The 23,696-nt window shown below is 61.7% G+C and carries 21 protein-coding genes, 3 tRNA genes and 1 pseudogene; 18 read left to right on the plus strand and 7 right to left on the minus strand.

The window, feature by feature from the left end; translation table 11 throughout:
* Window positions 1-117: 117 nt before the first annotated feature.
* Window positions 118-249: pseudogene (locus NMQ14_RS15690) on the minus strand (transposase); the annotation flags it as partial.
* Window positions 250-428: 179 nt separating this feature from the next.
* Here NMQ14_RS15690 and tig point away from each other — a divergent pair.
* The 7 genes from tig (at window position 429) to NMQ14_RS15725 (ending at window position 8,503) form a co-directional block, all read left to right on the plus strand.
* Window positions 429-1,730, plus strand: coding sequence for a trigger factor (tig, locus tag NMQ14_RS15695; protein WP_257097619.1), 1,302 nt, complete (start codon window positions 429-431; stop codon window positions 1,728-1,730).
* A gap of 97 nt (window positions 1,731-1,827) precedes the next feature.
* On the plus strand, window positions 1,828-2,445 hold the full coding sequence (gene clpP, locus NMQ14_RS15700) for an ATP-dependent Clp endopeptidase proteolytic subunit ClpP (protein ID WP_069037977.1): 618 nt from the start codon (window positions 1,828-1,830) through the stop codon (window positions 2,443-2,445).
* Between the two features lie 42 nt (window positions 2,446-2,487).
* Window positions 2,488-3,753, plus strand: coding sequence for an ATP-dependent Clp protease ATP-binding subunit ClpX (gene clpX / locus NMQ14_RS15705; RefSeq protein WP_257097620.1), 1,266 nt, complete (start codon window positions 2,488-2,490; stop codon window positions 3,751-3,753).
* A 104-nt stretch (window positions 3,754-3,857) separates the two neighbouring features.
* On the plus strand, window positions 3,858-6,272 hold the full coding sequence (lon, locus tag NMQ14_RS15710) for an endopeptidase La (protein WP_257097621.1): 2,415 nt from the start codon (window positions 3,858-3,860) through the stop codon (window positions 6,270-6,272).
* Window positions 6,273-6,363: 91 nt separating this feature from the next.
* Window positions 6,364-6,439, plus strand: a tRNA-Val gene (locus tag NMQ14_RS15715).
* 4 nt (window positions 6,440-6,443) lie between these two features.
* Window positions 6,444-6,520 (plus strand) — tRNA-Asp (locus NMQ14_RS15720).
* A gap of 78 nt (window positions 6,521-6,598) precedes the next feature.
* The gene (locus NMQ14_RS15725; RefSeq protein WP_257097622.1) at window positions 6,599-8,503 is read left to right on the plus strand and encodes a SurA N-terminal domain-containing protein; all 1,905 of its coding nucleotides are present in this window, start codon (window positions 6,599-6,601) and stop codon (window positions 8,501-8,503) included.
* 29 nt (window positions 8,504-8,532) lie between these two features.
* On the opposite strand, the gene NMQ14_RS15730 is transcribed toward NMQ14_RS15725, so the two are convergent.
* Window positions 8,533-9,123: a TetR family transcriptional regulator gene (locus tag NMQ14_RS15730; protein ID WP_306441284.1), complete on the minus strand. Its 591-nt coding sequence runs from the start codon at window positions 9,121-9,123 to the stop codon at window positions 8,533-8,535.
* Between the two features lie 219 nt (window positions 9,124-9,342).
* On the opposite strand from NMQ14_RS15730, the gene lysM reads away from it, so the two are divergent.
* Window positions 9,343-9,846: a peptidoglycan-binding protein LysM gene (gene lysM / locus NMQ14_RS15735; protein WP_257097624.1), complete on the plus strand. Its 504-nt coding sequence runs from the start codon at window positions 9,343-9,345 to the stop codon at window positions 9,844-9,846.
* A gap of 58 nt (window positions 9,847-9,904) precedes the next feature.
* On the opposite strand, the gene NMQ14_RS15740 is transcribed toward lysM, so the two are convergent.
* Window positions 9,905-9,979, minus strand: a tRNA-Val gene (locus NMQ14_RS15740).
* 103 nt (window positions 9,980-10,082) lie between these two features.
* Here NMQ14_RS15740 and gltX point away from each other — a divergent pair.
* Both gltX and NMQ14_RS15750 read left to right on the plus strand, forming a co-directional pair.
* Window positions 10,083-11,480: a glutamate--tRNA ligase gene (gene gltX / locus NMQ14_RS15745; protein ID WP_257097625.1), complete on the plus strand. Its 1,398-nt coding sequence runs from the start codon at window positions 10,083-10,085 to the stop codon at window positions 11,478-11,480.
* Between the two features lie 373 nt (window positions 11,481-11,853).
* Window positions 11,854-12,846 carry a toll/interleukin-1 receptor domain-containing protein gene (locus NMQ14_RS15750; protein WP_257097626.1) on the plus strand — a complete coding sequence of 331 codons (993 nt, stop codon included), beginning with the start codon at window positions 11,854-11,856 and terminating at the stop codon, window positions 12,844-12,846.
* A gap of 91 nt (window positions 12,847-12,937) precedes the next feature.
* Here the strand turns inward: NMQ14_RS15750 and NMQ14_RS15755 are convergent, their stop codons facing one another.
* Complete coding sequence (locus tag NMQ14_RS15755; protein ID WP_257097627.1) at window positions 12,938-13,741, minus strand: glycine zipper 2TM domain-containing protein; 804 nt, start codon at window positions 13,739-13,741, stop codon at window positions 12,938-12,940.
* Between the two features lie 222 nt (window positions 13,742-13,963).
* On the opposite strand from NMQ14_RS15755, the gene flhA reads away from it, so the two are divergent.
* From flhA to NMQ14_RS15785, 6 genes are read left to right on the plus strand one after another with little or no spacing between them, the layout of a single operon-like run.
* Window positions 13,964-16,075, plus strand: coding sequence for a flagellar biosynthesis protein FlhA (gene flhA, locus NMQ14_RS15760; protein WP_257097628.1), 2,112 nt, complete (start codon window positions 13,964-13,966; stop codon window positions 16,073-16,075).
* The gene (gene flhF, locus NMQ14_RS15765; RefSeq protein WP_257097630.1) at window positions 16,072-17,592 is read left to right on the plus strand and encodes a flagellar biosynthesis protein FlhF; all 1,521 of its coding nucleotides are present in this window, start codon (window positions 16,072-16,074) and stop codon (window positions 17,590-17,592) included. The genes flhA and flhF overlap by 4 nt, the downstream gene beginning before the upstream one ends.
* The gene (locus tag NMQ14_RS15770; RefSeq protein WP_257097632.1) at window positions 17,585-18,463 is read left to right on the plus strand and encodes a hypothetical protein; all 879 of its coding nucleotides are present in this window, start codon (window positions 17,585-17,587) and stop codon (window positions 18,461-18,463) included. Before flhF ends, NMQ14_RS15770 begins: the two co-directional genes overlap by 8 nt.
* Window positions 18,464-18,494: 31 nt before the next feature.
* Entirely contained in the window at window positions 18,495-19,211 is a 717-nt protein-coding gene (locus NMQ14_RS15775) for an RNA polymerase sigma factor FliA (RefSeq protein ID WP_069037965.1), read from the plus strand.
* A 20-nt stretch (window positions 19,212-19,231) separates the two neighbouring features.
* Window positions 19,232-19,990: a flagellar motor protein gene (locus NMQ14_RS15780; RefSeq protein ID WP_257097633.1), complete on the plus strand. Its 759-nt coding sequence runs from the start codon at window positions 19,232-19,234 to the stop codon at window positions 19,988-19,990.
* Window positions 19,991-20,830: a flagellar motor protein MotB gene (locus NMQ14_RS15785; protein WP_257097635.1), complete on the plus strand. Its 840-nt coding sequence runs from the start codon at window positions 19,991-19,993 to the stop codon at window positions 20,828-20,830.
* 63 nt (window positions 20,831-20,893) lie between these two features.
* On the opposite strand, the gene NMQ14_RS15790 is transcribed toward NMQ14_RS15785, so the two are convergent.
* The 3 genes from NMQ14_RS15790 to flgA all read right to left on the minus strand — a co-directional run bounded on the left by NMQ14_RS15790 (window position 20,894) and on the right by flgA (window position 22,554).
* The gene (locus NMQ14_RS15790; protein ID WP_257097637.1) at window positions 20,894-21,388 is read right to left on the minus strand and encodes a flagella synthesis protein FlgN; all 495 of its coding nucleotides are present in this window, start codon (window positions 21,386-21,388) and stop codon (window positions 20,894-20,896) included.
* A complete protein-coding gene (flgM, locus tag NMQ14_RS15795; protein WP_257097639.1) occupies window positions 21,388-21,702 on the minus strand; it encodes a flagellar biosynthesis anti-sigma factor FlgM in 315 nt (104 codons plus the stop codon). The genes NMQ14_RS15790 and flgM overlap by 1 nt, the downstream gene beginning before the upstream one ends.
* Window positions 21,703-21,861: 159 nt before the next feature.
* Complete coding sequence (flgA, locus tag NMQ14_RS15800; RefSeq protein WP_257097641.1) at window positions 21,862-22,554, minus strand: flagellar basal body P-ring formation chaperone FlgA; 693 nt, start codon at window positions 22,552-22,554, stop codon at window positions 21,862-21,864.
* Window positions 22,555-22,863: 309 nt separating this feature from the next.
* Here flgA and flgB point away from each other — a divergent pair, with 309 nt between their 5' ends.
* Complete coding sequence (gene flgB / locus NMQ14_RS15805) at window positions 22,864-23,271, plus strand: flagellar basal body rod protein FlgB (RefSeq protein WP_257097644.1); 408 nt, start codon at window positions 22,864-22,866, stop codon at window positions 23,269-23,271.
* Window positions 23,272-23,291: 20 nt separating this feature from the next.
* A complete protein-coding gene (flgC, locus tag NMQ14_RS15810; protein ID WP_069037959.1) occupies window positions 23,292-23,693 on the plus strand; it encodes a flagellar basal body rod protein FlgC in 402 nt (133 codons plus the stop codon).
* Window positions 23,694-23,696: the final 3 nt, after the last annotated feature.

The raw sequence follows: 23,696 nt of genomic DNA on the forward strand, positions 1-23,696 counted from the left end.
AACGCATCGCCATCATCAATCCAGCATGCGTTGTAACGTCAATCGAGGACTTCGTGACGCCAGAAAATGTCGCCGAGGTCCTTGGCGACCAGTACAACGCAGTTACAGGCTCTACTTGCTGACACCAAGGCGCACAGCAACCTCCGCGACCGGATGGTCACGCTCGGTGACCTGCCTGACCGCTTCTACCTTGAATGCCTCGGTGAAGCGAAGACCCTCCGTCTTCTCTTCCGTACACACCTCGGTCATGCCTTGATTGTGAGGCCACAAGGTGTCTCGAAAACACGGGGCGATTCATCTTAAACCCATGTTGTGCTTGGCTTCGCAGGACACCAAGGGGGGGCTGTGCTATCCTTTAAGGCTATCCAAGGCTTCAATGCAGGCTATCGTTTGCCTGTTTTTTTTAATCGATTCAAGGATATTGGCTGATGGCCCAGAGCACTTCTACGACACACTCCCTCGAGCGGACGATCAACATGTCCGTTGTTGCCGCTGACGTCGAGAAAGATGTCGCCGCCCGACTCGTCAAGATGGCACGTACGATAAAGATGCCGGGGTTCCGTCCGGGAAAAGTTCCGATGAAGCTGGTGCAGCAACAGTTTGCCGCCCAAGCACGCTCGGAAGCTTTCACAGAAGCGGTTCAGATGCAGTTTGGCAACGTAGTACGTGAGCAGAAGCTTCGTGTAGCCGGTAATCCGAAGATTGAACCGCTTGAGTCTTCCGAGCCCGGGCAGGTCGCGTTCAGTGCGACGTTCCAGGTGTATCCGGACATCGAACTCGCAGACTTATCCGATGCAACTCTAGAACAGGCGGTGCTTCCCGTCGGCGATGGTGAAGTAGAAAAGACTATCGAGGTTCTACGCAAACAGCGCGTCACGTACTCCGCGGCCGACAAAACGGCGGCGAAGGAGGATCGTCTGACGATCGATTTTCGTGGGACCCTGGAGGGGGTGCCATTTGATGGCGGTGTTGCGGAGGATTTCCCGTTGGTGCTCGGTGCGGGATCGCTGTTGCCGGAATTTGAAGCGAGCCTAGAAGGCATGACGCAAGGTGAATCGAAGTCATTTCCAGTCACATTTCCCGACGACTACCAAGCTAAAGATCTAGCTGGCAAGACCGTTCAGTTCGAAGTGACTGTCAAGGCCGTCGAAGCCCCGCAGCTACCAGCAATTGACGAAGAGTTTGCGATATCGCTCGGTGTTCCTTCCGGAGATGTTTCGTTGCTCAAGGCTGACGTTCGTACAAATCTGGAGCGTGAAGTCAAGAAGCGCCTCCATGCCCGTGTCAAAAATGAGGTAATGAATCTGCTGCTCGAAAAGCATACCTTTGATGTTCCGACTTCACTCTGTGAGCAGGAATCGCATCGACTTGCCGAGGAAGCACTGTCAAACCTCGCCTCGCGGGGAATGAACGTAAAGGACATTCCTGTCGAGCCGACATGGTTCCTCGCGCAGGCCGAACGAAGAGTACGTCTTGGCTTGCTCGTTGCGGAAGCGGTCAAGAAACACGAACTCTACGCAAAACCAGAGCAGATACGAGCTGTTGTTGAAGAACAGGCGCAAAGTTACGAGGATCCGGCTGATGTCGTCCGCTGGTACTACAGCGATACGCAACGCCTCGCCCAAGTCGAAGCAATGGTAGTCGAGGATAACGTGGTCGATTGGGTGCTCGCAAAGGTCAAGGTAACGCCGAAAGCGGTCGAGTTTGACGAGTTGATGGCGTCGAACTGACGGGAATCGCTGAGCAATCTGTAGGCGACCCAGAGCACAGGCCGGTAACCAGATAAACTTGAAGCAGGCATACCTGCTTCAACAAGGAGTGAAACGAATGATGTCGGAAACCGTAGGCTTGGGCCTCGTGCCCATGGTCATCGAGCAGAGTGGACGTGGCGAACGGGCGTATGACATCTACTCGCGCCTGCTGCGCGAGCGAGTAATTTTCCTGGTTGGCCCGGTAAATGACTCGACAGCGAACGTGATCGTTGCGCAGTTGTTGTTCCTCGAGTCTGAAAACCCGGACAAGGACATCTTCTTTTACATCAATTCACCCGGCGGTTCGGTCACTGCTGGGCTTTCGATCTACGACACAATGCAGTTTATAAAGCCAGCGGTATCGACGTTGTGCATCGGACAGGCCGCCAGCATGGGCGCGTTCCTGCTGTCGGCCGGTGAAAAAGGCAAGCGTTTCTGTTTGCCGAACTCGCGCGTGATGATCCACCAGCCGATGGGTGGCTTCCAAGGGCAGGCTTCGGACATCGAGATACATGCCCGTGAAATTTTGACTTTGCGATCCAGGTTGAACGCGATCATGGCGCATCACACAGGTCAGCCAATCGAAACGATTGAGCGTGACACCGATCGCGACAACTTCCTGTCCGCCGAGCAGGCTCGTGATTACGGCATTATTGACAAGGTACTGACGACCCGCGCCGAAGGCACGACCTGATCCTTCACGCTGTGCAGTGACTTTGAAGTCTGGAGTAAAGCCATGACCGAAAAAAAATCGGGGTCCGAAAAACTCCTGTACTGCTCCTTCTGCGGAAAGAGTCAGCACGAAGTCAAGAAGCTCATCGCAGGCCCATCGGTGTTTATCTGTGATGAATGCATCGATTTGTGCAACGACATCATCCGTGACGAGATCAGCAGCGAACAGTCGGGCAAAGGCGCGCGTAGCGATTTGCCGTCGCCGAAGGAGATTTGCGAAATACTCGACCAGTATGTGATTGGTCAGTCCCCGGCAAAGCGAATCCTCGCCGTTGCGGTGTACAACCATTACAAGCGTCTGCGCCACATGTCGCGCAAGGACGAAGTCGAACTGTCTAAGAGCAACATCCTGCTTGTTGGGCCGACGGGTTCGGGTAAGACGCTACTTGCACAAACGCTTGCCCGCCTGCTCAATGTGCCTTTCGTGATGGCAGATGCCACGACGCTTACGGAAGCTGGCTATGTCGGTGAAGATGTCGAGAACATCATCCAGAAGCTGCTACAGAAGTGCGACTACGAAGTCGAGAGAGCGCAGCAAGGTATTGTTTACATTGATGAAATAGACAAGATTTCCCGAAAGTCCGACAACCCCTCGATCACCCGCGATGTGTCGGGAGAAGGGGTTCAACAGGCGCTTCTGAAATTGATCGAAGGAACGGTTGCCAGCGTGCCACCGCAGGGCGGCCGCAAACACCCGAACCAGGACTTCGTTCAGGTCGACACGACGAACATCCTGTTCATCTGCGGCGGCGCTTTCGACGGTCTCGAGAAGGTTATCCGCAATCGTACGGAGCAGTTCGGTATCGGTTTCGGTGCCGAGGTAAAGAGTCGTGAGAACCGGAATTCAGGTGAAGCGCTCCGCGACGTAGAGCCAGAGGATCTGATCAAGTTCGGCCTGATTCCGGAGTTCGTCGGTCGTCTCCCGGTTGTGGCCACGCTGCAGGAACTCGATGAAGAGGCGCTAATCCAGATCCTGATCGAGCCCAAGAACGCGTTGATTAAGCAGTATCAGAAGCTTTTCCAGATGGAAGGCGTCGAACTGGAGATCCGGCCTGCGGCGCTTCAGGCCATCGCTGGAAAGGCGCTGAAGCGAAAAACTGGTGCACGTGGGCTGCGAAGTATCATTGAGTCTGCGCTGCTTGACACCATGTACGAACTGCCGGGGATAGATAACGTCACCAAAGTTGTCATTGATGAAGGTGTGATCGAAGGCGAAAGCAAGCCCATCATGCTGTTTGCAGATCAACCCAAAGTGTCAGGATCGAACTGACGCCCGCGAACCGGATGTCGCGTAACGCGGGTGCGCCCTCGAGGTGGCTTGATTCGGGCATCGCCGCCCCAATCTGCCTGACACTGTCGCGTTAAGGAATATCAATGTCCAGCCTTCAAACCGTCCCGGAACAACTGGAGCTTCCGCTCCTGCCGTTGAGGGACGTTGTCGTTTTCCCCCACATGGTCATCCCGCTCTTTGTGGGTCGTCCGAAGTCGATCAAGGCTCTGGAGTCGGCGATGGAATCCGGCAAGAGCATATTGCTCGTCGCCCAGAAGTCAGCCGCCAAGGATGAACCGAGTCCGGACGATCTATACCGTATCGGTTGCGTTGCCAATATCCTGCAGATGTTGAAGCTCCCCGACGGCACGGTGAAGGTGCTTGTCGAAGGCACTCAGCGGGCTACGGTCGAGGACATCGTCGATATCAAGACGTTGTTCATGGCGAGCGTCACCACAGTGCCGGCCGTTGAGCAGACCTCACATGAGATTGAGGCGATGCGCCGTGCGCTGATCGGCCAGTTCGACCAGTATGTCAAGTTGAACAAGAAGATCCCGCCGGAAATCCTGACGTCGCTGTCGAGTATCGAAGAAGCGGGGCGTCTGGCAGATACGGTCGCAGCACATCTCCCGCTCAAGCTTGAACAGAAGCAAGACATTCTGGAGCTGTTCGGTACCGCGGAGCGAATCGAACGTTTGCTGTCGCAGCTGGAAACTGAACTTGACATCCTGCAGGTCGAGAAGCGCATCCGTGGGCGCGTGAAGCGGCAAATGGAGAAGAGCCAGCGCGAGTACTACTTGAACGAACAGGTCAAGGCTATCCAGAAAGAGCTGGGCGAAGGCGAGGACGGAGCCGATCTCGAAGAAATCGAGAAGAAGATCAAGGCAGCCGGCATGACAAAGGAAGCCATCGCCAAGGCGCAGTCCGAGCTGAAGAAGTTGAAGCTGATGTCGCCGATGTCAGCCGAGGCGACCGTCGTGCGAAACTTCATAGAAACGCTTGTGGGCCTCCCCTGGCGCAAGAAGTCACGTATTTTCAAGGACCTCGCTGAGGCGGAGAAGGTACTTGATCGGGATCACTACGGCTTGGAGAAGGTCAAGGAGCGTATTCTCGAGTATCTGGCTGTGCAGCAGCGCGTCGACAAACTCAAGGCGCCCATCCTGTGCCTGGTTGGCCCCCCGGGCGTAGGCAAGACTTCGCTCGGTCAGTCGATTGCCAAGGCGACTAACCGCAAGTTCGTTCGTATGGCGCTCGGTGGCGTTCGGGACGAGGCGGAAATCCGTGGACACCGCCGGACCTACATAGGGTCGATGCCGGGCAAGATCCTGCAGAACATGACGAAGGTGGCCGTCAAGAATCCTCTTTTCCTGCTCGATGAAGTCGACAAGATGGGCCAGGATTTTCGGGGTGATCCGTCATCAGCCTTGCTGGAAGTGCTTGATCCGGAACAAAACTCGACGTTTGTCGACCATTACGTCGAGGTTGAGTACGACCTTTCCGACGTGATGTTTGTCGCCACTGCCAACACGCTGAACATTCCTGCGCCACTGCTCGATCGGATGGAGGTGATCCGCCTTTCGGGCTACACGGAGGATGAAAAGGTCAATATCAGCCAACGCTATCTGGTTCCGAAGCAGATCAAGAACAATGGCCTGAAGAAGGAAGAGATTTCGATCACTGAAGATGCACTGCGCGACATCGTCCGCTACTACACGCGGGAAGCCGGTGTGCGCGCACTCGAGCGTGAAGTTTCTAAGATCTGCCGCAAGGTGGTCAAAGGCTTGGTGCTGAAGAAGCGCTCGTCGAAGATCATCATCAACGCAAAGAACCTGGACAAGTTCCTCGGCGTCCGTCGTTATACCTTCGGCATAGCGGAAAAGGACAATCAGGTTGGTCAGGTGACCGGTCTGGCGTGGACCGAAGTCGGCGGTGAACTGCTTACGATTGAGGTCGCGACGATGCCGGGCAAGGGCGTCGTGCAGCGCACGGGTTCGCTTGGTGACGTGATGAAGGAATCGGTAGAGACTGCGCGCTCCGTCGTCCGCTCTCGCGCTCGTCGTTTGGGCATCAAGGACGAAGTATTCGAAAAGGTCGATCTTCACGTGCACTTCCCTGAAGGTGCGACGCCCAAGGACGGACCGTCCGCGGGCATCGCCATCACGACCGCGCTGGTGTCCGCTCTCAGCGGGATTCCCGTGCGGGCCGATGTGGCCATGACGGGTGAAATCACACTGCGTGGTGAAGTGCTCGGCATTGGTGGCCTGAAGGAAAAGCTGCTCGCTGCTGTCCGCGGTGGTATCCGTACTGCATTGATTCCACATGAGAATGTCAAGGATCTTGCGGACATGCCCGATACGCTGAAGAACTCGATCGAGATCGTATCGGTCAGGTGGATCGACGAGGTGCTCGAACGCGCGCTGGAGCGCAAGCCGGATGCATTGCCGGAAGCCGATCCGGCTGCGACGATTGCCAAGGTCGAAGATGCTGCGGTCGCTGCCGCTGCCGTCATTACACACTGACATCCGAGTCACCACAGCCCGCGACTGGCCTCTTGTGAGGTATCATCGCGGGCTGTTTTTCGCAGTGCCCAAAGCTCGCGCAGGAATCGGCGGGTGCTTAGCTCAGTTGGTAGAGCGTCGCCCTTACAAGGCGAATGTCGGCGGTTCGAGCCCGTCAGCACCCACCAGAACGGAGTGGTAGTTCAGTTGGTTAGAATACCGGCCTGTCACGCCGGGGGTCGCGGGTTCGAGTCCCGTCCACTCCGCCAAAACTGACAGCGGGCGAACCTGGGTTCGCCTTTTTCATTTTTCGCGCCTGCAGCACGCAGGCCCCGCGAAAGGTTTTTATGTTTGATGCGGTTCGCAACAACAAGCGCGTGGTCCAGGGTGTCCTGTTGCTGATGATCCTGCCGTTCGCGTTTTTCGGCGTCGAATCCTACGTAAATAGCGATGTGCAGCGTGAAGATGCCGCTGTCGTCGGCAGTGCGAAGATTGCGCAGGAAGAATTCACCGCCGCTTTGCGTGACCAGCAGGACCGGTTGCGCGAAATGATGGGTGAGGAGTTCGACCCGAAGATCATGGAACGTTCCGAGGTGCGCAGCCAGGCGCTGGACGGCCTGGTGAGCCAGCGCTTGCTGATCCAGGAAGCGCAGCGCACAAACCTGACCGTACCCGATGCGCGCATGAGCCAGATCATCGCAGCGATCCCCGGTTTTCAGGTTGATGGCAAGTTTTCCGAGGCACGTTTTGACCAGGTTGCGCAGTCGCAGGGTTACAGCCGGGACGGATTGCTGGCCCGCATCCGTCAGGATCTGCTGATCCGCCAGCTTTACGCCGGGATAGCCGGCAGTTCGTTTGTTCCGGCATCGCTCGCGAAACGCTGGGCGCAAATGCAGCAGGAGCAGCGCGAGGTCAGCGAGGCGGTCATTACGCCGTTCGAATTCATCGAACAGATTTCCATTGCGCCAGAGCAGGTGCGCAAGTACTACGACGACAACCTGAAGCAGTTCGAGGTGCCCGAGCAGGTCAAGGTGGAATACCTGACGCTGAGCGAAGCGGCGCTTGCTGTGACCATGGAGGTGAGCGAAGAGGACATCCGGAAGACTTACGAAGCGGATCAGTCGCGCTACATGCAGGGTGAAGAACGAAAGGCCCGCCACATCTTGCTGACGATCGATGCATCGGCCAGCCCGGATGAGCGTGCCGCGGTCCGTACCAAGGCCGAAGCGCTGCTCAAGACTCTGCGTGCTGATCCATCAAAGTTCACCGAACTGGCAAAGGAGAACTCGCAGGATCCCGGCTCGAAGGACGCTGGCGGCGATCTGGGTTATTTCGGACGCGGAACGATGGTCAAGCCGTTCGAAGATGCCGTGTTCGCGCTCAAGCCGGGCCAGATCAGCGGTGTCATCGAGTCTGATTTCGGTGTGCACATCATCCAGCTCACTGAGGTCCGCGGCGGGCAGGGCAAGACGCTGGACGAGGCGCGGGCGGAAATTGCCGACGAACTGAAGAAGCAGTCGGCGCGCCGTAAATTTGCCGAACTGGCCGAAGTATTCAGCAACACCGTGTATGAGCAGGCCGATTCACTGGCACCGGCCGCTGAGAAGCTCGGCCTTCAGGTCAAAACCAGCCCGTTGATTCCGAAGGGCTTCCTGATGCCCGCGCCGTTCGATAATGAAAAGCTGCGCGATGCGATTTTTTCGGAAGACGCGGTGAAGAACCGCCGCAACACGCAGGCGATCGAAACCGCTTCCAATACATTGGTATCGGCACGTGTCATCGAACAGTTGCCTGCTTCCGTGAAACCGTTCGAGAGCGTACAGGCGGAAATCGAAAAGCAGCTTGGTCTTGCGGCTGGAGAAAAGATGGCGCGCGAGCGTGGCGAGGCCGCCATCGCCAAATTGAAGGCGGGAGAAAATGCGCCATTGAACTGGTCGCCGCCGCAGGACGTGTCGCGCGCTCAGGCGCAGGGACCGGCTGCGGAGATGGTGCGTGCCATATTCAATGCGCCCGCCGACGCGCTGCCTGCGTATCTTGGATTCCCTATGGGTAACGGAGGCTATGCGGTGTTCCGCATCAGCGCGGTCAAGCAGCCAAAGGAAGCACTGGACCCGCAGCGCATCGAGGCGATCAAGGCCCAACTTGACCAGACCGTTTCGCAGGATGACTTTGCCGCCTATCTGGGTTCGCTGCGTCAGCGTTATCCGGTCACCATCAACATCAAGGTGCTCGAAGCGGCGAAACAGCAGTAGCCACGGCGCTTCATTTCATTGGGGCGGAGTCAGCTTGCCGGATCCGGCACGGGCGCGTTGCGCAGACCGATCAGAAAGGTATCGACCAGCCAGGGCGCGGACTTCTGCAGGTCGAAGTCGCGCCGTTCAATCCAGCTGCGCATCAGACCGCCGATGAAGGCATGCATCGCCTCCGCAGTCTCGCGTGGCGGGAGGTGCAGGGGCAACTGCCCGATGCGTACCGCAGCGCCGAAGACGACTTCAAGCATATCGAGGCAGCGGCTGTGAGTTTCGAGTTCGCGGGTGCGCAGGCGGTCGAAGTCAGGTCCGCCATCGAGCTTGCAGAACTTGATTTCAAACACTGCCTGAACGCGCTCGCAGTCAGTCAGCATGCGCAGCACACGGATAGCGTCATTGCGCAGAAAACCGAGCGGATCAGTGCCCGGGTCGGCCGCTAGGTCGCCCAGCATGGCCTGCATCGGCGTTGTAACGCGTTCGCACACAGCCTCGAAAATGTCTGCCTTGTTTTCGAAGTGCCAATACACGGCGCCGCGCGTGTGGCCCGCACTTTTCGCGATGTCGTCCAGCGTGGTGCCGGCGACCCCCTTTTCGCGAAAGCAGCGTTCTGCAGCATCAAGCAACTGCAGCCTCGTTGCTTCAGCTTCTTCTTTGGTGCGTCGAACCATATGAGGCAATCTTTTTACAAACAAGCTTGAATGTATATAAGTACTCGTCACGCGTCAAACCTGTATGTGCCGACCGTGCATCAGACCTATGCGAGCGGTTTCGACAGCCTCGCTTCCGGGGTCGGCTATCATGAATCCACGACAACATTGTCGCTTCAACACAGGAGGCACGACATGGGATTGCTGAATTTCCTGAAAGATGCGGGTGAAAAGCTTTTTGGCTCCGGTGAGGCGAAGGCTGCAACCGAGCAGGTCAAGGCAGCGCCTACAGCGGAGAACCGGGCAAAGCTCGACCGTGCCGCAGGTGACGCCATCAAGACGTACATCGAAAAGATGGGCTTGTCCGCCACCGCGCTTAACGTTTCGTTTGACGGCAGTACCTCGACGTGCACGGTGTCCGGTACCTGCGCGGATCAGGCGACCCGCGAACGCATCGTGCTGTCGGCCGGCAACGTGGCCGGTGTCTCTTCGGTGCAGGACCAGCTCAATGTGCTCAATCTCGAACCCGAAGCGCAGTATCACGACGTGAAGTCGGGCGATAACCTGTCGAAGATCGCCAAGACCTACTACGGCGATGCCAACAAGTACCCCCTGATCTTCGAAGCCAACCGTCCGATGTTGTCGCATCCGGACAAGATCTACCCCGGACAGAAGTTGCGTATTCCGCCCAAGTCCTGACCCACCGTACATCGGTAAGGCAAAAAAAAGCCCGAACCACGGTTCGGGCTTTCAAGACTGGTGGGCAGTACTGGGATCGAACCAGTGACCCCCGCCGTGTGAAGGCGGTGCTCTACCGCTGAGCTAACTGCCCTGCATTCGTGACAGGGCGCGAATACTATCGGTTAAGCGAAGTGCCGTCAAATGGCTGGGGTGCTGGCGGTACAATCGCGCGCTCATCTTTCGCAGGCATTGCCATGACTCAAGTTGTCCGCACGCGATTTGCGCCGAGTCCGACCGGTTATCTCCACATCGGCGGCGCGCGCACGGCGCTGTTTTCCTGGGCGTACGCCCGTCATCACGGTGGCCAGTTCGTGCTGCGCATCGAAGATACCGATGTGGCGCGTTCCACACCCGAGGCAGTACAGGCGATCATCGACGGCATGAACTGGCTCGATCTCGGGCATGACGAGGGTCCGTTCTTCCAGATGCAGCGCATGGACCGCTACAAGGCAGTCATTGCGCAACTGCTGGAGCAGGGTCATGCCTACCGCTGCTACACCACGCAGGAAGAACTCGACGCGCTGCGCGAACAGCAGCGAGCCAGCAACGAAAAGCCTCGCTACGACGGCCGCTGGCGCCCGGGGCCCGGCCGCACGTTGCCTGAGCCGCCTGCAGGCGTCGAGCCGGTGATCCGCTTCTGCAATCCGGTCACCGGCGTGGTGGCTTGGGACGATCAGGTCAAGGGCCGCATAGCGATCGCCAATGATGAGCTGGACGACCTGATCATCGCGCGCGCCGACGGCACGCCCACCTACAACTTCTGCGTCTGCGTCGACGACTGGGACATGGGCATCACCCACGTCATCCGCGGCGACGATCATGTCAATAACACACCGCGCCAGATCAACATCCTGCGCGCTCTGGGCGCTACCGTGCCGCAGTACGCCCACCTGTCGATGATCCTTGGCGACGATGGCCAGAAACTGTCAAAACGGCACGGTGCGGTCAGCGTGATGCAGTACGACGAAGACGGCTATCTGCCCGAAGCGGTCATCAACTACCTGGCGCGGCTGGGCTGGAGCCATGGTGATGACGAAATCTTTTCGCGCGAACAGTTTGTCGGCTGGTTCGATCTCGATCACATCACGCCGTCGGCGGCGCAGTTCAATACCGAAAAGCTGCGCTGGCTGAATGCGCACTATCTGAAGCTGTCCGACAATGCCCGGCTGGCGGCCGATGTGGCGAGCCGCCTGGCGCGTCGTGGTGTCGATCCGGAGGCCGGACCGCAGCTCGAGCCGTTGATCGCGCTTTACAAGGACCGCGCCGCCACCCTGGTCGAACTGACCGATGCGCTCGAAGCCTTCTACATCGACCTTCACGTGTCGCCCGACATGCTGGCGCAGCACCTCACGGATCCGGCGCGCGACGCGCTGCGCAAGCTGGCTGCACGTCTTGAAAGTGCGCCGTGGGATAAGGCGGCGCTGTCGTCCGCGATCAAGGAAACCTGCGCCGAGTGCGGCATGAAGATGCCGCAGGTGGCGATCCCGCTGCGCGTGGCGCTGATCGGCCAGCCGCAGACGCCGTCGATCGATGCGGTGCTGGAAGCGTTTGGTCGAGAGCGCGTGCTGGCCCGTCTGGTACGCGTGTGCTGAGTCCGCGCTGCCCGAGCCTGTCATTTCGTCGTCTGTCGGCTCGGTAGCCCGGGCCCGCACCGCGCACTTCATGTCGCGTCAGGTCTGCGCAGCATCAATTCCTGCAGTAACGCGACGCACGCTTTCACCACACGTTGTACCCGGTGCAGGGTCGCGGCCATCCGGACGCGGAATGTGCAGCCGCTTCAGGTCCGACCATACTGCACGCGCTGTGAGGCGGCTCAAGATCTCAGCCGTGCGGCGCTTGCGGAAGCTTCCTCGCACGTTTCAGTGCTCATTGATCCAGGGCATGCCAGCCTGATGTCCGACTGTTGCGCCTGCTGTTCCGGGCATACACTCGGCGATGTGTAAGCTCTCCGCCCCGGCCCCCCGCATGAACCGGATATTCATCAGCTACCGCAGTGCCGACGGCACCAAGGACGCCAGCCGGCTGGCTGACGACCTGGGCGACGCTTTCGGTGCCGGGCAGGTCTTTCTCGACCGGCATGACCTGAGGGGTGGCGGCAGCTGGCGTGAGGCGATCGACAACGCCATCGGCAAGCGGCCAGTCGTGTTGCTGCTGATCACGCCAGCCTTCTTTGGCGCGCGTCACGACGATGGTCACCTGAGAATCGAGGATGCGGACGACCCGGTACGAGGCGAGATCCTTTCTGCGATCGCTACCGGCGCGACCCTGATGCCGCTGCGCGTCGATGGCACGCCGATGCCGACAGCCGACAGCCTGCCAGAGCCCTTGCGCACCGTTACCGACTGGCACGCATTGGCTCTGCGTACCGACGACTGGTCGGCCCTTGATCTGCCGCGCATCGTCGCTGACATCGAACGACTTGGCGTGCCGCGTTCTGCAGAACAGCGGGTCGCCAGCACCGCGGGGAAACGTCGCCTGATCCTGAGTTCCGGCATTGCGCTCGCAGCCGTTGCGGGTGCTGGCGTGCTGCTGCGTTCCGCCTATCCACCCGTCGACCCACCGGCATCTGCGCCCGCTGCGCCGACTACGCTGGATGGCGACTGGCTTCTTGTTTCCGCCGACGGACAGCGCACCCCGGCGCACCTGCGCCAGCGTGGCGATGCGGTCGAATTGCGATCCGAGCCGGTACGCATCGACAGTCGGCCGGAGTGGGCAACCTACATCGCATCGCTGGCGACCGACGGCACGCAGCTGTCGCACGTTCGCTACACCGCGCGCGGCGAGCGTTTTGGCGATGAGCTCGACATGGCGCTGATGCTGATCAGTGGCGACGGCAGCTTCGAAGTGGCTGGTGGCAATCTGCATGTGCGAATGTCAGCCGATGCGCGAACGCTTGAAGGCAAGGTGTCGCTGAATACGGGTGATGAAGAAGTGGTGCGCCTTGAGCGCACACGCTGACGCGCGAACGGCAAACAAAAAAAGGGCACCCCTGAGGTGCCCTGAAAACATCCTCACGGAGAGAGAGGAAGAGGAATCCTGAAACGACCGGCTAGTCGGCCTGGACAAGGTTGCCGTTCTGCAGCTTCACCTTGTCGCCGACGTGCCAGCTCGGTGCGGTGTCCAGCGTGACCGTGCGATAGTCACCGTTGTTCATGCGCACCCCGACTTCATGCCGGGTCGTCTTGCGCTGTGTCTTTTCGATCTGATGGCCGGCGTAGGCGCCGCCCGCGATACCGATGATCGTGGCCACCGTGCGGCCGCTGCCCTTGCCGACGTTGTTGCCGAGCAGGCCGCCCACCACACCACCGGCCGCAGCGCCCAGTCCGCTCGGATCGGCGGCTGCCTGCACTTCGCGAATCGACTCGACGATACCGCAGTCTATACACAGCGAAGCGGGGGCTGTCCGGTAATCGTTCTCAATACGGTATGAATCCGCGCGCGACGCGTCGATCGGTTGTTCGATGTCACGCGGCGGCGCTGCCGTGATATCGATGCCTGGATCGTAGGTCCGGTCTGCCACGCGCACGGGACGCGCGTCGGCATACTGCGTCGGCTCGGCCTTTTTCGGCAGAGCAGCCTTCACGACCGGCCTGTCCGCAGCCACCGGCCTGGCCGGTGCCAGCGTAACAACAGGCGCTTCCGCGATCGGGGCAACCGGTGTTACCGCCGTCGCAGCCAGTGAATCGATGCTGGCTGCGGCGACCACCGGAGCCGGTGCCGGCGCGGGCGAGCGTTCGAGCATCCCGGTCATCGACGCGATGCCGACCGCACTGAAGGCGGTGATCGAAAGCGCAGCCACCCACAGCGCCGGGTGCAGCGAGCGGGCGGAAGCAATGCGGGCCTGTGTCTTCATCGTGTTCTCCTGTAGGTGCAACGCATGAACGCCAGTAACGCATGCCCGAGCAAATGAAAGCGACCCCTGTTTGTAAGGATCCATTTCCGGGGCGAATCCGCCGCCCGCGCGCGCAAGTGCAGGGCTCCGGTCAGGACATGGCGTTTCAGTCGCGCCAATAGCCGGGGAAAACCCCGCTTCTTTCCGGGGTTCGGTAGAGCCCCGGTGCGCTGAAATACTGCCATGGCTTCCTCCCTCTCGCTCCGGCAGGCAATCGGCACCCCAAACATCCAGCAACTGGCTGCGCCGATACTGATCATCCTCATCCTGTCGATGATGGTGCTGCCGCTGCCCACCTTCGTGCTGGACGTGTTCTTCACCTTCAACATCGCGCTGTCAGTGATGGTGATGCTGGTGGCGCTCTACACGACACGCGCACTCGATTTTTCGGTCTTCCCGACGGTCCTGCTGGTGACCACGCTGCTGCGACTGTCGCTCAATGTCGCCTCCACCCGCGTCGTTCTGCTCGAAGGCCACACCGGACCGGATGCTGCAGGCAAGGTGATCGAAGCGTTCGGCCACTTCCTGGTCGGCGGCAATTACGCGGTCGGCATCGTCGTGTTCATCATCCTGACCGTCATCAATTTCGTGGTGGTGACCAAGGGTGCCGGGCGAATCGCCGAAGTCGGCGCGCGTTTCACGCTGGACGCGATGCCCGGCAAGCAGATGGCGATTGACGCCGACCTCAATGCCGGCCTGATCGGCGAAGAAGATGCGCGTCGCCGTCGCAAGGAAATCGCCGACGAGGCGGATTTCTACGGCTCGATGGACGGCGCGTCGAAGTTCGTCCGTGGCGACGCGGTCGCGGGCATCATGATCCTGTTGATCAATGTCATTGGCGGCCTGCTGATCGGTGTCATGGAGCATGACATGAGCGCCGGCGAAGCCGCCAAGGCCTACGTGCTGCTGACCATCGGCGACGGTCTGGTGGCGCAGATACCGGCGCTGATCATTTCGATCGCCGCAGGTCTGGTGGTGTCGCGCGTCGGCAGCGGCCAGGACGTCGGCGGCCAGGTCATCGGCCAGTTGTTCGGCGACCCTCGCGTACTGGCCATTTCTGCCGGCATCCTCGGCCTGATGGGCATGATCCCGGGCATGCCGAACTTCGTGTTCCTGTTGCTCGCGTCGGTGCTGGGCTATCTGGCATGGCGCGGTGTGAATGCCCAGGCGGCGCCGAAGGCAAAAGAAGTCGCCGAGAAGGCGGCCGCAGCACAGGCGGCCGAGGGCGCCAATGTGGTGATGCCTGAGTCGCAGGAAGCGGCATGGAGCGACGTGGTGCCGGTCGATACGCTGGGCCTCGAAGTCGGTTACCGCCTGATCCCGCTGGTCGATCGCGGTCAGGACGGCGAACTGCTGAAGCGCATCCGTGGCCTGCGCAAGAAGTTCGCCGCCGAAATCGGCTTCCTGACCGCGCCGGTGCACATCCGCGACAACCTCGAACTCAAGCCCAACGGCTATCGCATCACGCTCAAGGGCGTCGATGTCGGCAGCGGCGAGGCCTATCCGGGCAGCCTGATGGCGATCAATCCGGGCCGGGTGGCCGGTGCGCTGCCTGGCCGCGAAGCGAAGGATCCGGCGTTCGGCCTGCCTGCGGTGTGGATCGAACAAGGTTTGCGTGAACAGGCGCATGCGCTGGGTTACACCGTCGTCGATGCCGCCACCGTGGTGGCCACACACCTGAATCACCTCATCCTGAGCCACGCCGCAGAACTGCTTGGCCGGCAGGAAGTGCAGGCGCTGCTCGACCACGTCGGCAAGGATCAACCGCGACTGATAGAGGACCTGGTGCCCAAGGCGCTGCCGCTCGGCACCGTGCAGCGTGTGCTGCAGAGCCTGCTGGAAGAGGGCGTGGCCATCCGCGACATGCGTTCCATCATCGAAACGCTGGCCGACTATGCGGCGCGCACGCAGGACACGCTGGAACTGACCTCCCGCGTCCGCGTGGCGCTGGGCCGCGCCATCGTGCAGCAGCTGTTCCCGGGGAACGCCGACGTGCAGGTCATGGTGCTCGACCCGGGCCTCGAACGCCTGCTTGGTCAGGCGCTGGGCGCCGGCGGCGACGGCTCGGTCATCGAACCGGGTCTGGCCGACACGCTGATGCACGAAGTTGCGCGCAGCGCCCAACAGCAGGAAGAAATGGGTCTGCCCGCCGTGCTGCTGGTACCGGCGCCACTGCGCTGGCTGCTGTCGCGCTTCCTGCGCCGCGCCGTACCGAGTCTGAAAGTTGTTGCCAATTCCGAAGTTCCTGAAACACGCACCATCAAGGTGACCTCTGTCATCGGAGTCAAATCATGACGCCTCGCAAATATCTCGCAGCCAGTGCGCGCGACGCACTTCGTCGCATCAAGGAAGAGCTCGGTCCGGACGCCATCGTGCTGTCCAACCGACCGGTCGAAGGCGGGGTGGAAATCCTTGCGCTGCCGGCCAACGCACTCGACGCGATGACGGCGACGGCCAGAAAGCCGGCGCAGAAGGCGGAACCGGTCGCCGTGGCGCCGCAAGCCGATGACGAGGACTTCCAGCTCACGCTCTCGAGCAGCGTCGCTGCACGCAGCGCCGCGCCAAGGGCGGCCCGGGTGGCTGCCGCGAGCACCGAGGTGCGCGCACCGAAGCCCTGGCAGCCGTACAAGCCCCGTCCGGCCACGCCGAGCGAGCTGCGTGACATGGCCTATGGCCGCGACATTCCGGCCGCCAACACCCGCATGGAACAGATGCGACCCGACGCTATGGCGTCAGATCCGGGCCAGCTCGGTGCCCACGCCGAGGTCGCGCAGCGTCGTCCGGCCGCCGAAGCCGTTCCGGCGCCGCAACGCGCCACCGTGCAGGCAGCGGATCGGGCGCCCGAAATCGACGGCGCTCTGCGCGCCGAACTGGGCAGCATCCGCCGCATGCTCGAGCAGCAGCTGGCTGGCTTCGCCTGGGGAGAAATGTCGCGGACCTCGCCGCTGAACGCGACGCTCGCCGGCGAAATGCTGGAGTCCGGCTTTAGCGCGACCACCACCTACCGCCTGCTCGACCAGCTGGGCGCCTCCGACTCTCTGGCCGCCGCGCGCAACGAGCTGCGTACACTGATCGGTCGCGATCTGATCACGCTCAATTCCGACGCCGACATCATCGACCGCGGCGGTGTGTATGCACTGGTCGGCCCGACCGGTGTCGGCAAAACCACGACCACCGCCAAGCTGGCCGCGCGTTGCGTGGTGCGGCACGGTGCCGACAAGGTGGCGCTGCTGACCACCGACGGCTACCGGATCGGCGCGCACGAACAGCTCCGCATCTACGGCCGCATCCTTGGTGTGCCGGTACATGCGGTGCGCGATGCGTCCGACCTGCGCCGCATGCTGGTCGAACTGCGCGACAAGCACATGGTGCTGATCGACACCGTCGGCATGAGCCAGCGCGACCAGGCGGTGACCGAACAGATTGCCATGCTGTCATCCAGCGGTGACGTACGCCGCTTGCTGCTGCTCAACGCGGTGGCCCGAGCGGATGCGCTCGACGACGTGGTGCGCGCCTATTCGGCGCCGAATGGCGGGGCAGACCTGGCGGGCGCCATCATCAGCAAGGTCGATGAGTCGGTCACGCTCGGGCCGGTGCTCGACGTGCTGATGCGCCACCAGCTGCCGCTCTTCTATGTCGCCAACGGCCAGCGCGTGCCGGAAGACCTGCACCTGCCCAATCGCGCCTATCTGCTTCATCGCGCACTGCGCGCGGCCGGTGAGGATTCGCCGCAGCACCTTTCGGCGCAGGACGCCGGACTGGTCATGGCATCGTCGCGTCGCGCCGCACGCAGCGAGGTGAGCCGTGGCTGATCCGATGAAGGACCAGGCCGCTGGTCTGCGCGCCATGTTCCGCCGCTACCCGACCCAGCGTATCAGCGTGGTAGGCGCCATGGCGGGCGTCGGTGCAACCTCGGTGGCGCTTGGCGCCGCCATCGAAGCCGCACGCAGCGGCCTGCGCGTCACCGTCATCGACGAACATCAGGGAGTGGGTTCGGCGACTGCGCGGCTGGGGCTGACTTCCCGACTCGACCTGTTGCAGGCGATCAACCGCGATTGCCCGCTGGCGTCGGTACCGCTGCTGTCGCAGCACGGCGTATCGGTGGTGCCCGCGGCACGTCTTGCGCAGAACTCGCGGCAGCTGAACCGCCTGCAACTCGAGGCGCTGGATGAAGCACTGATCGAGCTGACGCGCGAAACCGAGTTGCTGATCATCGACTGCGCGCTCGAAGAATCGCAACTGTCGGCGCTGGCCCGTCGCGCCGATCGTCTGGCGGTGGTGACGGCAGCCTCCGGTGTCAGCGTCACCGCTGCGTACGCGCTGATCAAACGTCATCTGACCGGCAATGCGCCGCTGTCGGCCGGGGCGGTGCGCCCGGTTCATGTCGGTGTCAGCCGCGCGCGCTCGGTGTCGGACGCCCGCCAGGCGTTCGCCAGCCTGAATGGCGTGGTGAGCGAACACCTCGGCAGCGCGCTGCACTGGCTGGGTTGCCTGCCAGCCGGCTATCAACGGCCGAATTTTGTGGTGGCGGGTGACGATGCCCTCAAGATCGGACGCGATCTTGCCGAAAAGCTCTTCGTGACCCGCGAGACGGAAAAACCCGGTATGTTGATGCCGCACAACGACACCCAGTCAGGCGATCCGGCCGGACTGCCAGATGGGCTTTCGGCACGCGTAGCCTGATCGCGCAGCCGGCCGAAGCAGAGGACAACCTATGTATACCGCATCCGGAACACTGGACCGCGACCAGCTCGCCAAGCACTATGCGCCGCTGGTCAAGCGCATCGCCTACCACCTGATGGCCAAGTTGCCGGCCAGCGTGCAGGTCGAAGACATCATCCAGAACGGCATGCTCGGGCTGCTTGATGCGATGAACCGCTATGAAGAAGGGCTGGGCGCGCAGTTCGAAACGTATGCCGTACAGCGCATCCGCGGTGCCATGCTCGACGGCCTGCGCGAGAACGACTGGCTGCCGCGCAGCCTGCGGCGCGACATGCGCCGCATCGAAACCGCCATCACCACGCTGGAGCAGGCCAAGGGCCGTCAGCCGACCGAAGGCGAACTGGCCGAATCGCTCGGCATGCCGCTGGGCGAGTACCAGAAGATGCTGCAGGAAGCGCGTGGCTACCAGCTCGTCTACTTCGAAGATTTCACCAACGGTGACGACGACGATTATCTGGATCGTCACAGCGTCGGCACCGAAGATCTCGATCCGCTCGCCCGGCTGCTCGACAAGAACATGCGCGATGTTCTGGTGCGCGCCATCGGCGACCTGCCGGATCGCGAAAAGACCGTCATGGGCCTGTACTACGAAGAAGACCTGAACCTGCGCGAGATCGGAGAAATCCTCGGAGTTTCGGAATCGCGAGTTTGCCAGTTGCACAGTCAGGCCATCGCGCGCCTGCGCAGCCGCATCTCGGCGCGTACCTGAGCGCGCCGGCCCGATATCCCATGCGTGTCGATCGTCTCAGCATCGTCGGTCTGGCTCTGGGCATCGCCGCCATCATGGCGGGCCAGGTGCTCGAAGGGGGCAGCCTGTCATCGCTGTTCCAGCCGGCCGCGCTGGTCATCGTTCTCGGGGGAACGCTGGGCGCGACCATGCTGCAGACCCGCTTTCCCATTTTCATGCGTGGCATGCGCATGGGCGGCTGGGCGTTTTCTGCACCGGCAGCGGTACCCGACGACATGATCCGCAAACTGGTCGGCTGGGCCACGCTTTCGCGACGCGAAGGCATCCTGGTGCTGGAAAAGCACATCGGCAGCGAACCTGATCCGTTTTTCCGCAAGGGCGTGCAGTTGCTGGTCGATGGCGCCGATTCGGAACGCCTGCGCGAGGTCATGGAGGTCGAGATCACGACCTACGAAACCACGCTGCGCCAGGCTGCCCGCGTATGGGACGCCGCTGCTGGCTACGCACCGACGATAGGCATTCTGGGCGCGGTGCTGGGCCTGATTCACGTGATGGAGAACCTGGGAGATCCTGCGCGGCTCGGCGCCGGTATCGCCACCGCCTTCGTGGCGACGATCTACGGTGTGGGGAGTGCGAACCTGATCTTCCTGCCGATCGGGCGCAAGCTGCAGATGCATGTCACCCAGCTGATCAGCCTGCGCGAAATGTTCGTCGACGGTCTGGCCGGCATCGCCAACGGCGACAACCCGCGCATCATCGAAAGCCGATTGCTCGGCTACATTGCGCCGGTACCCGGTTGAGTGGGCCGGCGGACTGTGCGCAAGCGTCGCTATGTGCCGGATTCGGACGAGAACCACGACCGCTGGCTCATTTCGTATGCCGATCTGGTGACCCTGCTGTTTGCGTTCTTCGTCGTGATGTACGCAATTTCGCAGGTCAATGACGGCAAATACCGCACGCTGAGTCAGTCGCTGAACAGCGCCTTCGCGGCGCGCGAGGGCGTGCGGCTGATCGAATTGCCGGCGACCGACCAGAGTGCCCGCATGCAGGTCGAGATCGATGAACTGCGTGCCCATCGCGCGGCGCAGAAAGCGCAGGAGCGGCGCGAGCGGGCGGACAAGGCGGCGAAGGACATCCAGCAGGCGTTGTCTGCACTGACCCGTGAAGGGCTGGCCAGCGTCACCCAGGGCGCATTGGGCATTACGGTGGATCTCGACGCGAAGTTCCTGTTCGGCCCGGGCGAAAGCGTGCTCGAGCCGGCTGCGCAGGACATCATCGGCGCGATCGCGCGCGTTCTGCTCTACACCGATTTCCCGCTGGTGATCGAAGGGCACACCGACAATGTCCCGGCCGGCGGCAGGCTGGGTTCCAACTGGGAACTGTCGGCGGTTCGTGCGGGCGCCGTGACGCGGGTATTCGCCGACGAGGGCATCCTGTCGACCCGGCTGACCGCAGCCGGTCTGGCCGACCAGCGGCCATTGGCCGACAACGCGACCGAAGAAGGGCGGGCGAAGAACCGCCGGGTGTCGATCCGCATCGAAACCTACTCTACTGATCGCGTCACCGCGCCGGGTCAGACGCCTTCGGGGCCGGCCGATGTACCGGAAGGCAGCCTGGGATCGAGTTTCCCGAAGCTCTAGCCGGAACGGAAACGCCAAAGCCCGCAGGCCATCGCCGCGGGCGCAGTCTGTTACGCGAGAAAATCAGGCGCTACCGAGCGAACGGCTGGTGCTGCGCGCCATCGACTGGCCGTCCGGCCCATAAGTCGATGCCTGTTCCGATGCCGACATCAGCACCGCAAGCGCCTGCTGGCTGGACTTCATCTGCGCGCGGATGAGCACGCCGTTGGCCTGATTCAGGTCGTGGGCTTCCCGGGCAAGCGCAACAAGTTCCGTGAAGGGCTGCCTGCACGCAGCCCAGTCGGGAGCGCTCTGGAACAGCGCTTCGATGTCGTCACACCCCGGCTTGCTGCCGGCGCGGGCCAGCAGCGCAGTCCGTGCGTCACCCAGTTGCGCCAAGCGTCCATACGCTTCGGATTTGCGGGCGGCAAGCACGGCGAGCGTATCGACTTCGCCCGCTTCGAGTGCGCGGCGTTCGGCGTGCAAATGGCCAAGGGCGGTGCGCAAGGTCACCGCTTCCTCGGTCATCAGTGCGGCCAACCTGGCTGCGGTCTGAGCAGCCGGCTCGGTTGCGGCCATCAGGCTGCCGGGCGTGTGTTCAACATCTGACGCACACTTTCGATCAGGCTGTCGGCCACGCGGTCCGCATTGACCTTGAAGCGGCCATCTGCGATGGCCTGCTTGATCTCGTCGACGCGTGCGCTGTCGACCACCGGTACATTGGCGACAGACGCTTCAAGTTCTCGCAGTCGCGAGGACGTGCCCGAAATGTCGACCTGCGCGCCGGGTGCGGCGGCAGATGAAGTTGCAGTCGTCGAATTGTTCGCCGAACTGCTCTTGGTAGCCGAAGTTGCCGTCGGTGCAAGCGGTTTTCCAGTTCCGTCGATTTTCACGATGAACCCTTTCATAAGACGTTCGACTCGTATTACGACGGCACCGCTACAAAACTTTAGGACTTTTTGTAGGGAGCCGTCCTACACGGCGGCAGGCTCATGAATATACCAAGCGGCGGGGCCGGTGGCGACCGACCTGTTGGTGTCGGGCGGATTGTCTCAATAGACAACCTCCACCTGACCGCCCGGGCGCGCGACGCCGCTGACGACCTGGCCGCGCCCGGTGCGCACCTGCACCATCTGGCCCTGCTGTGCGCTGGCAAGCGCGCGGCCGTCGTGACTGATCGCAAATCCGTTACCGCGCGCGAACAGTTTCACCTGCTGGCCCTGCTGCACCGCGACCGGAGCGCGCAGCCAGTCTGCGCGCAGCGGCTGGCCTGCGCCAATGGCGGCATTGACCGTCTGGCCGATCACCTGCTGCGGATCACTGACCATATTGGGTGGCAGTTCGGTCAGCTCGCCGCGCATGAAGCCGAAATCTCCGTCGGCAATGATCTGGCCGCGACCGAGCGCGCGCGCAGCGACCAGATAGTCGCCGCTGACCTTGACCCGCGCCGGCACGTAGATCGTCCAGCCGGCGCCGGCAATGCAGCGCACACCGACCTGCACGCGACCCCACGCGCGGCTGCCGGTCGGCAGGAATACCTCGTGAGCGGCGCAGCTTTCCAGCGCCAGCCGTGCGTCTATCTGCCCCACCTCGAAACTGGCCTGACCCGGCAACCCGGCCGTCTGCTGCTGCAGGAAGTCGCCCACTGCAAGCCGCAGCTGGTCACTGGCCGGCGCCACGGGCGGCGCGGCCAGTGCGGCGCTGCACAGGGCAATAAATGAGGGGATCAGCAGACGACGGATCATGGCGGGCTCCTTGGCAAGGTTTCCATTGCACCACCCGAGCCTGCGTTGCGATGACGCAAATAGGGCGGAAAGCACCGCCTTGTTCCGGTTTGTCGACCGGTCGTTGCCGCAATCCGGGCTTGCCGGCCCTAAAACCCTTTCCAGCATTGGGTTTGCGGCGATTCACGGAGCCCGGAAGCGGCAAGGTTTGCCGCTTCCGGGCGGCAGATAGCCTTGAAAGGCGGGGCAGCAACCGTCCTTTTTTGCCGATCCAGACCGGCAATCGGGTCATAGAGTGGCTGGCACGATAGCTGCAATGGGATACCCATCATGCCGAACCCTCTCGACAAACTGCTCGACCTTCCGCAAGCCGCCCTCGGCGTGCGGGCGTCCCGCCAGCAAACGCTGGCCGCCAACATCGCCAACGCCGATACACCGCACTTCAAGGCGCGCGACGTCGATTTTCGCGGCGCGCTGGAAGCCGCGATGGGTGGACGTCTCGGTGGCCCGGTCGAGCTTGCGCGCACGTCGGCGCGGCATATCGAAGCCAAGGGTGACGCGTCGATGGACGCTTCGCTGAAGTACCGCACCGAAACGCAGTCCAGCCTCGACGGCAACACGGTGGACATGGACGTCGAGCGTGCCGCCTTCGCCGAGAACACCGTGCAGTACGAGGCGCTGCTCACCTTCATCAACGGTCGCCTGCGCACGATGCAGAACGCCATACAAGGCCAGTAAGGAGACTGATCATGGGAAACATGTTCAACGTATTCGGCATCGCAGGTTCCGCGCTCACCGCCCAGTCGGTTCGCCTGAACACGGTGTCCAGCAACCTGGCCAATGCGGATTCGGTGACCTCGGCCAATGGCCAGCCCTATCGCGCCAAGCAGGTGGTGTTCGAAGTGCGTCCGATCAGCGAAGGCGGCGAAGCCAATGGCGTGCGCGTGACGCAGATCGTCGAAAGCGCAGCGCCGTTGCGCACCACCTACGACCCGACCAATCCGGCGGCGAACAAGGAGGGTTATGTACAGATGCCCAACGTCAACGTGGTGGAAGAGATGGTGAACATGATTTCCGCCTCCCGCTCGTATCAGACCAACGCGGAAATGATGAATACCGCGAAGCAGCTGATGCTCAAGACCCTCTCCATCGGACAGTAAGGG

Source organism: Methyloversatilis sp. XJ19-13 (genome assembly GCF_024580155.1).
Taxonomy (GTDB): Bacteria; Pseudomonadota; Gammaproteobacteria; order Burkholderiales; family Rhodocyclaceae; genus Methyloversatilis.

Bases quoted from the DNA above. Each gene is read 5' to 3' on its own strand.
- tig (WP_257097619.1), top strand. From the start codon at position 429: ATGGCCCAGAGCACTTCTACGACACACTCCCTCGAGCGGACGATCAAC.
- clpP (WP_069037977.1), top strand. From the start codon at position 1,828: ATGATGTCGGAAACCGTAGGCTTGGGCCTCGTGCCCATGGTCATCGAG.
- clpX (WP_257097620.1), top strand. From the start codon at position 2,488: ATGACCGAAAAAAAATCGGGGTCCGAAAAACTCCTGTACTGCTCCTTC.
- lon (WP_257097621.1), top strand. From the start codon at position 3,858: ATGTCCAGCCTTCAAACCGTCCCGGAACAACTGGAGCTTCCGCTCCTG.
- NMQ14_RS15725 (WP_257097622.1), top strand. From the start codon at position 6,599: ATGTTTGATGCGGTTCGCAACAACAAGCGCGTGGTCCAGGGTGTCCTG.
- lysM (WP_257097624.1), top strand. From the start codon at position 9,343: ATGGGATTGCTGAATTTCCTGAAAGATGCGGGTGAAAAGCTTTTTGGC.
- gltX (WP_257097625.1), top strand. From the start codon at position 10,083: ATGACTCAAGTTGTCCGCACGCGATTTGCGCCGAGTCCGACCGGTTAT.
- NMQ14_RS15750 (WP_257097626.1), top strand. From the start codon at position 11,854: ATGAACCGGATATTCATCAGCTACCGCAGTGCCGACGGCACCAAGGAC.
- NMQ14_RS15755 (WP_257097627.1), bottom strand. From the start codon at position 13,741: ATGAAGACACAGGCCCGCATTGCTTCCGCCCGCTCGCTGCACCCGGCG.
- flhA (WP_257097628.1), top strand. From the start codon at position 13,964: ATGGCTTCCTCCCTCTCGCTCCGGCAGGCAATCGGCACCCCAAACATC.
- flhF (WP_257097630.1), top strand. From the start codon at position 16,072: ATGACGCCTCGCAAATATCTCGCAGCCAGTGCGCGCGACGCACTTCGT.
- NMQ14_RS15775 (WP_069037965.1), top strand. From the start codon at position 18,495: ATGTATACCGCATCCGGAACACTGGACCGCGACCAGCTCGCCAAGCAC.
- NMQ14_RS15780 (WP_257097633.1), top strand. From the start codon at position 19,232: ATGCGTGTCGATCGTCTCAGCATCGTCGGTCTGGCTCTGGGCATCGCC.
- NMQ14_RS15790 (WP_257097637.1), bottom strand. From the start codon at position 21,388: ATGGCCGCAACCGAGCCGGCTGCTCAGACCGCAGCCAGGTTGGCCGCA.
- flgA (WP_257097641.1), bottom strand. From the start codon at position 22,554: ATGATCCGTCGTCTGCTGATCCCCTCATTTATTGCCCTGTGCAGCGCC.
- flgB (WP_257097644.1), top strand. From the start codon at position 22,864: ATGCCGAACCCTCTCGACAAACTGCTCGACCTTCCGCAAGCCGCCCTC.
- flgC (WP_069037959.1), top strand. From the start codon at position 23,292: ATGTTCAACGTATTCGGCATCGCAGGTTCCGCGCTCACCGCCCAGTCG.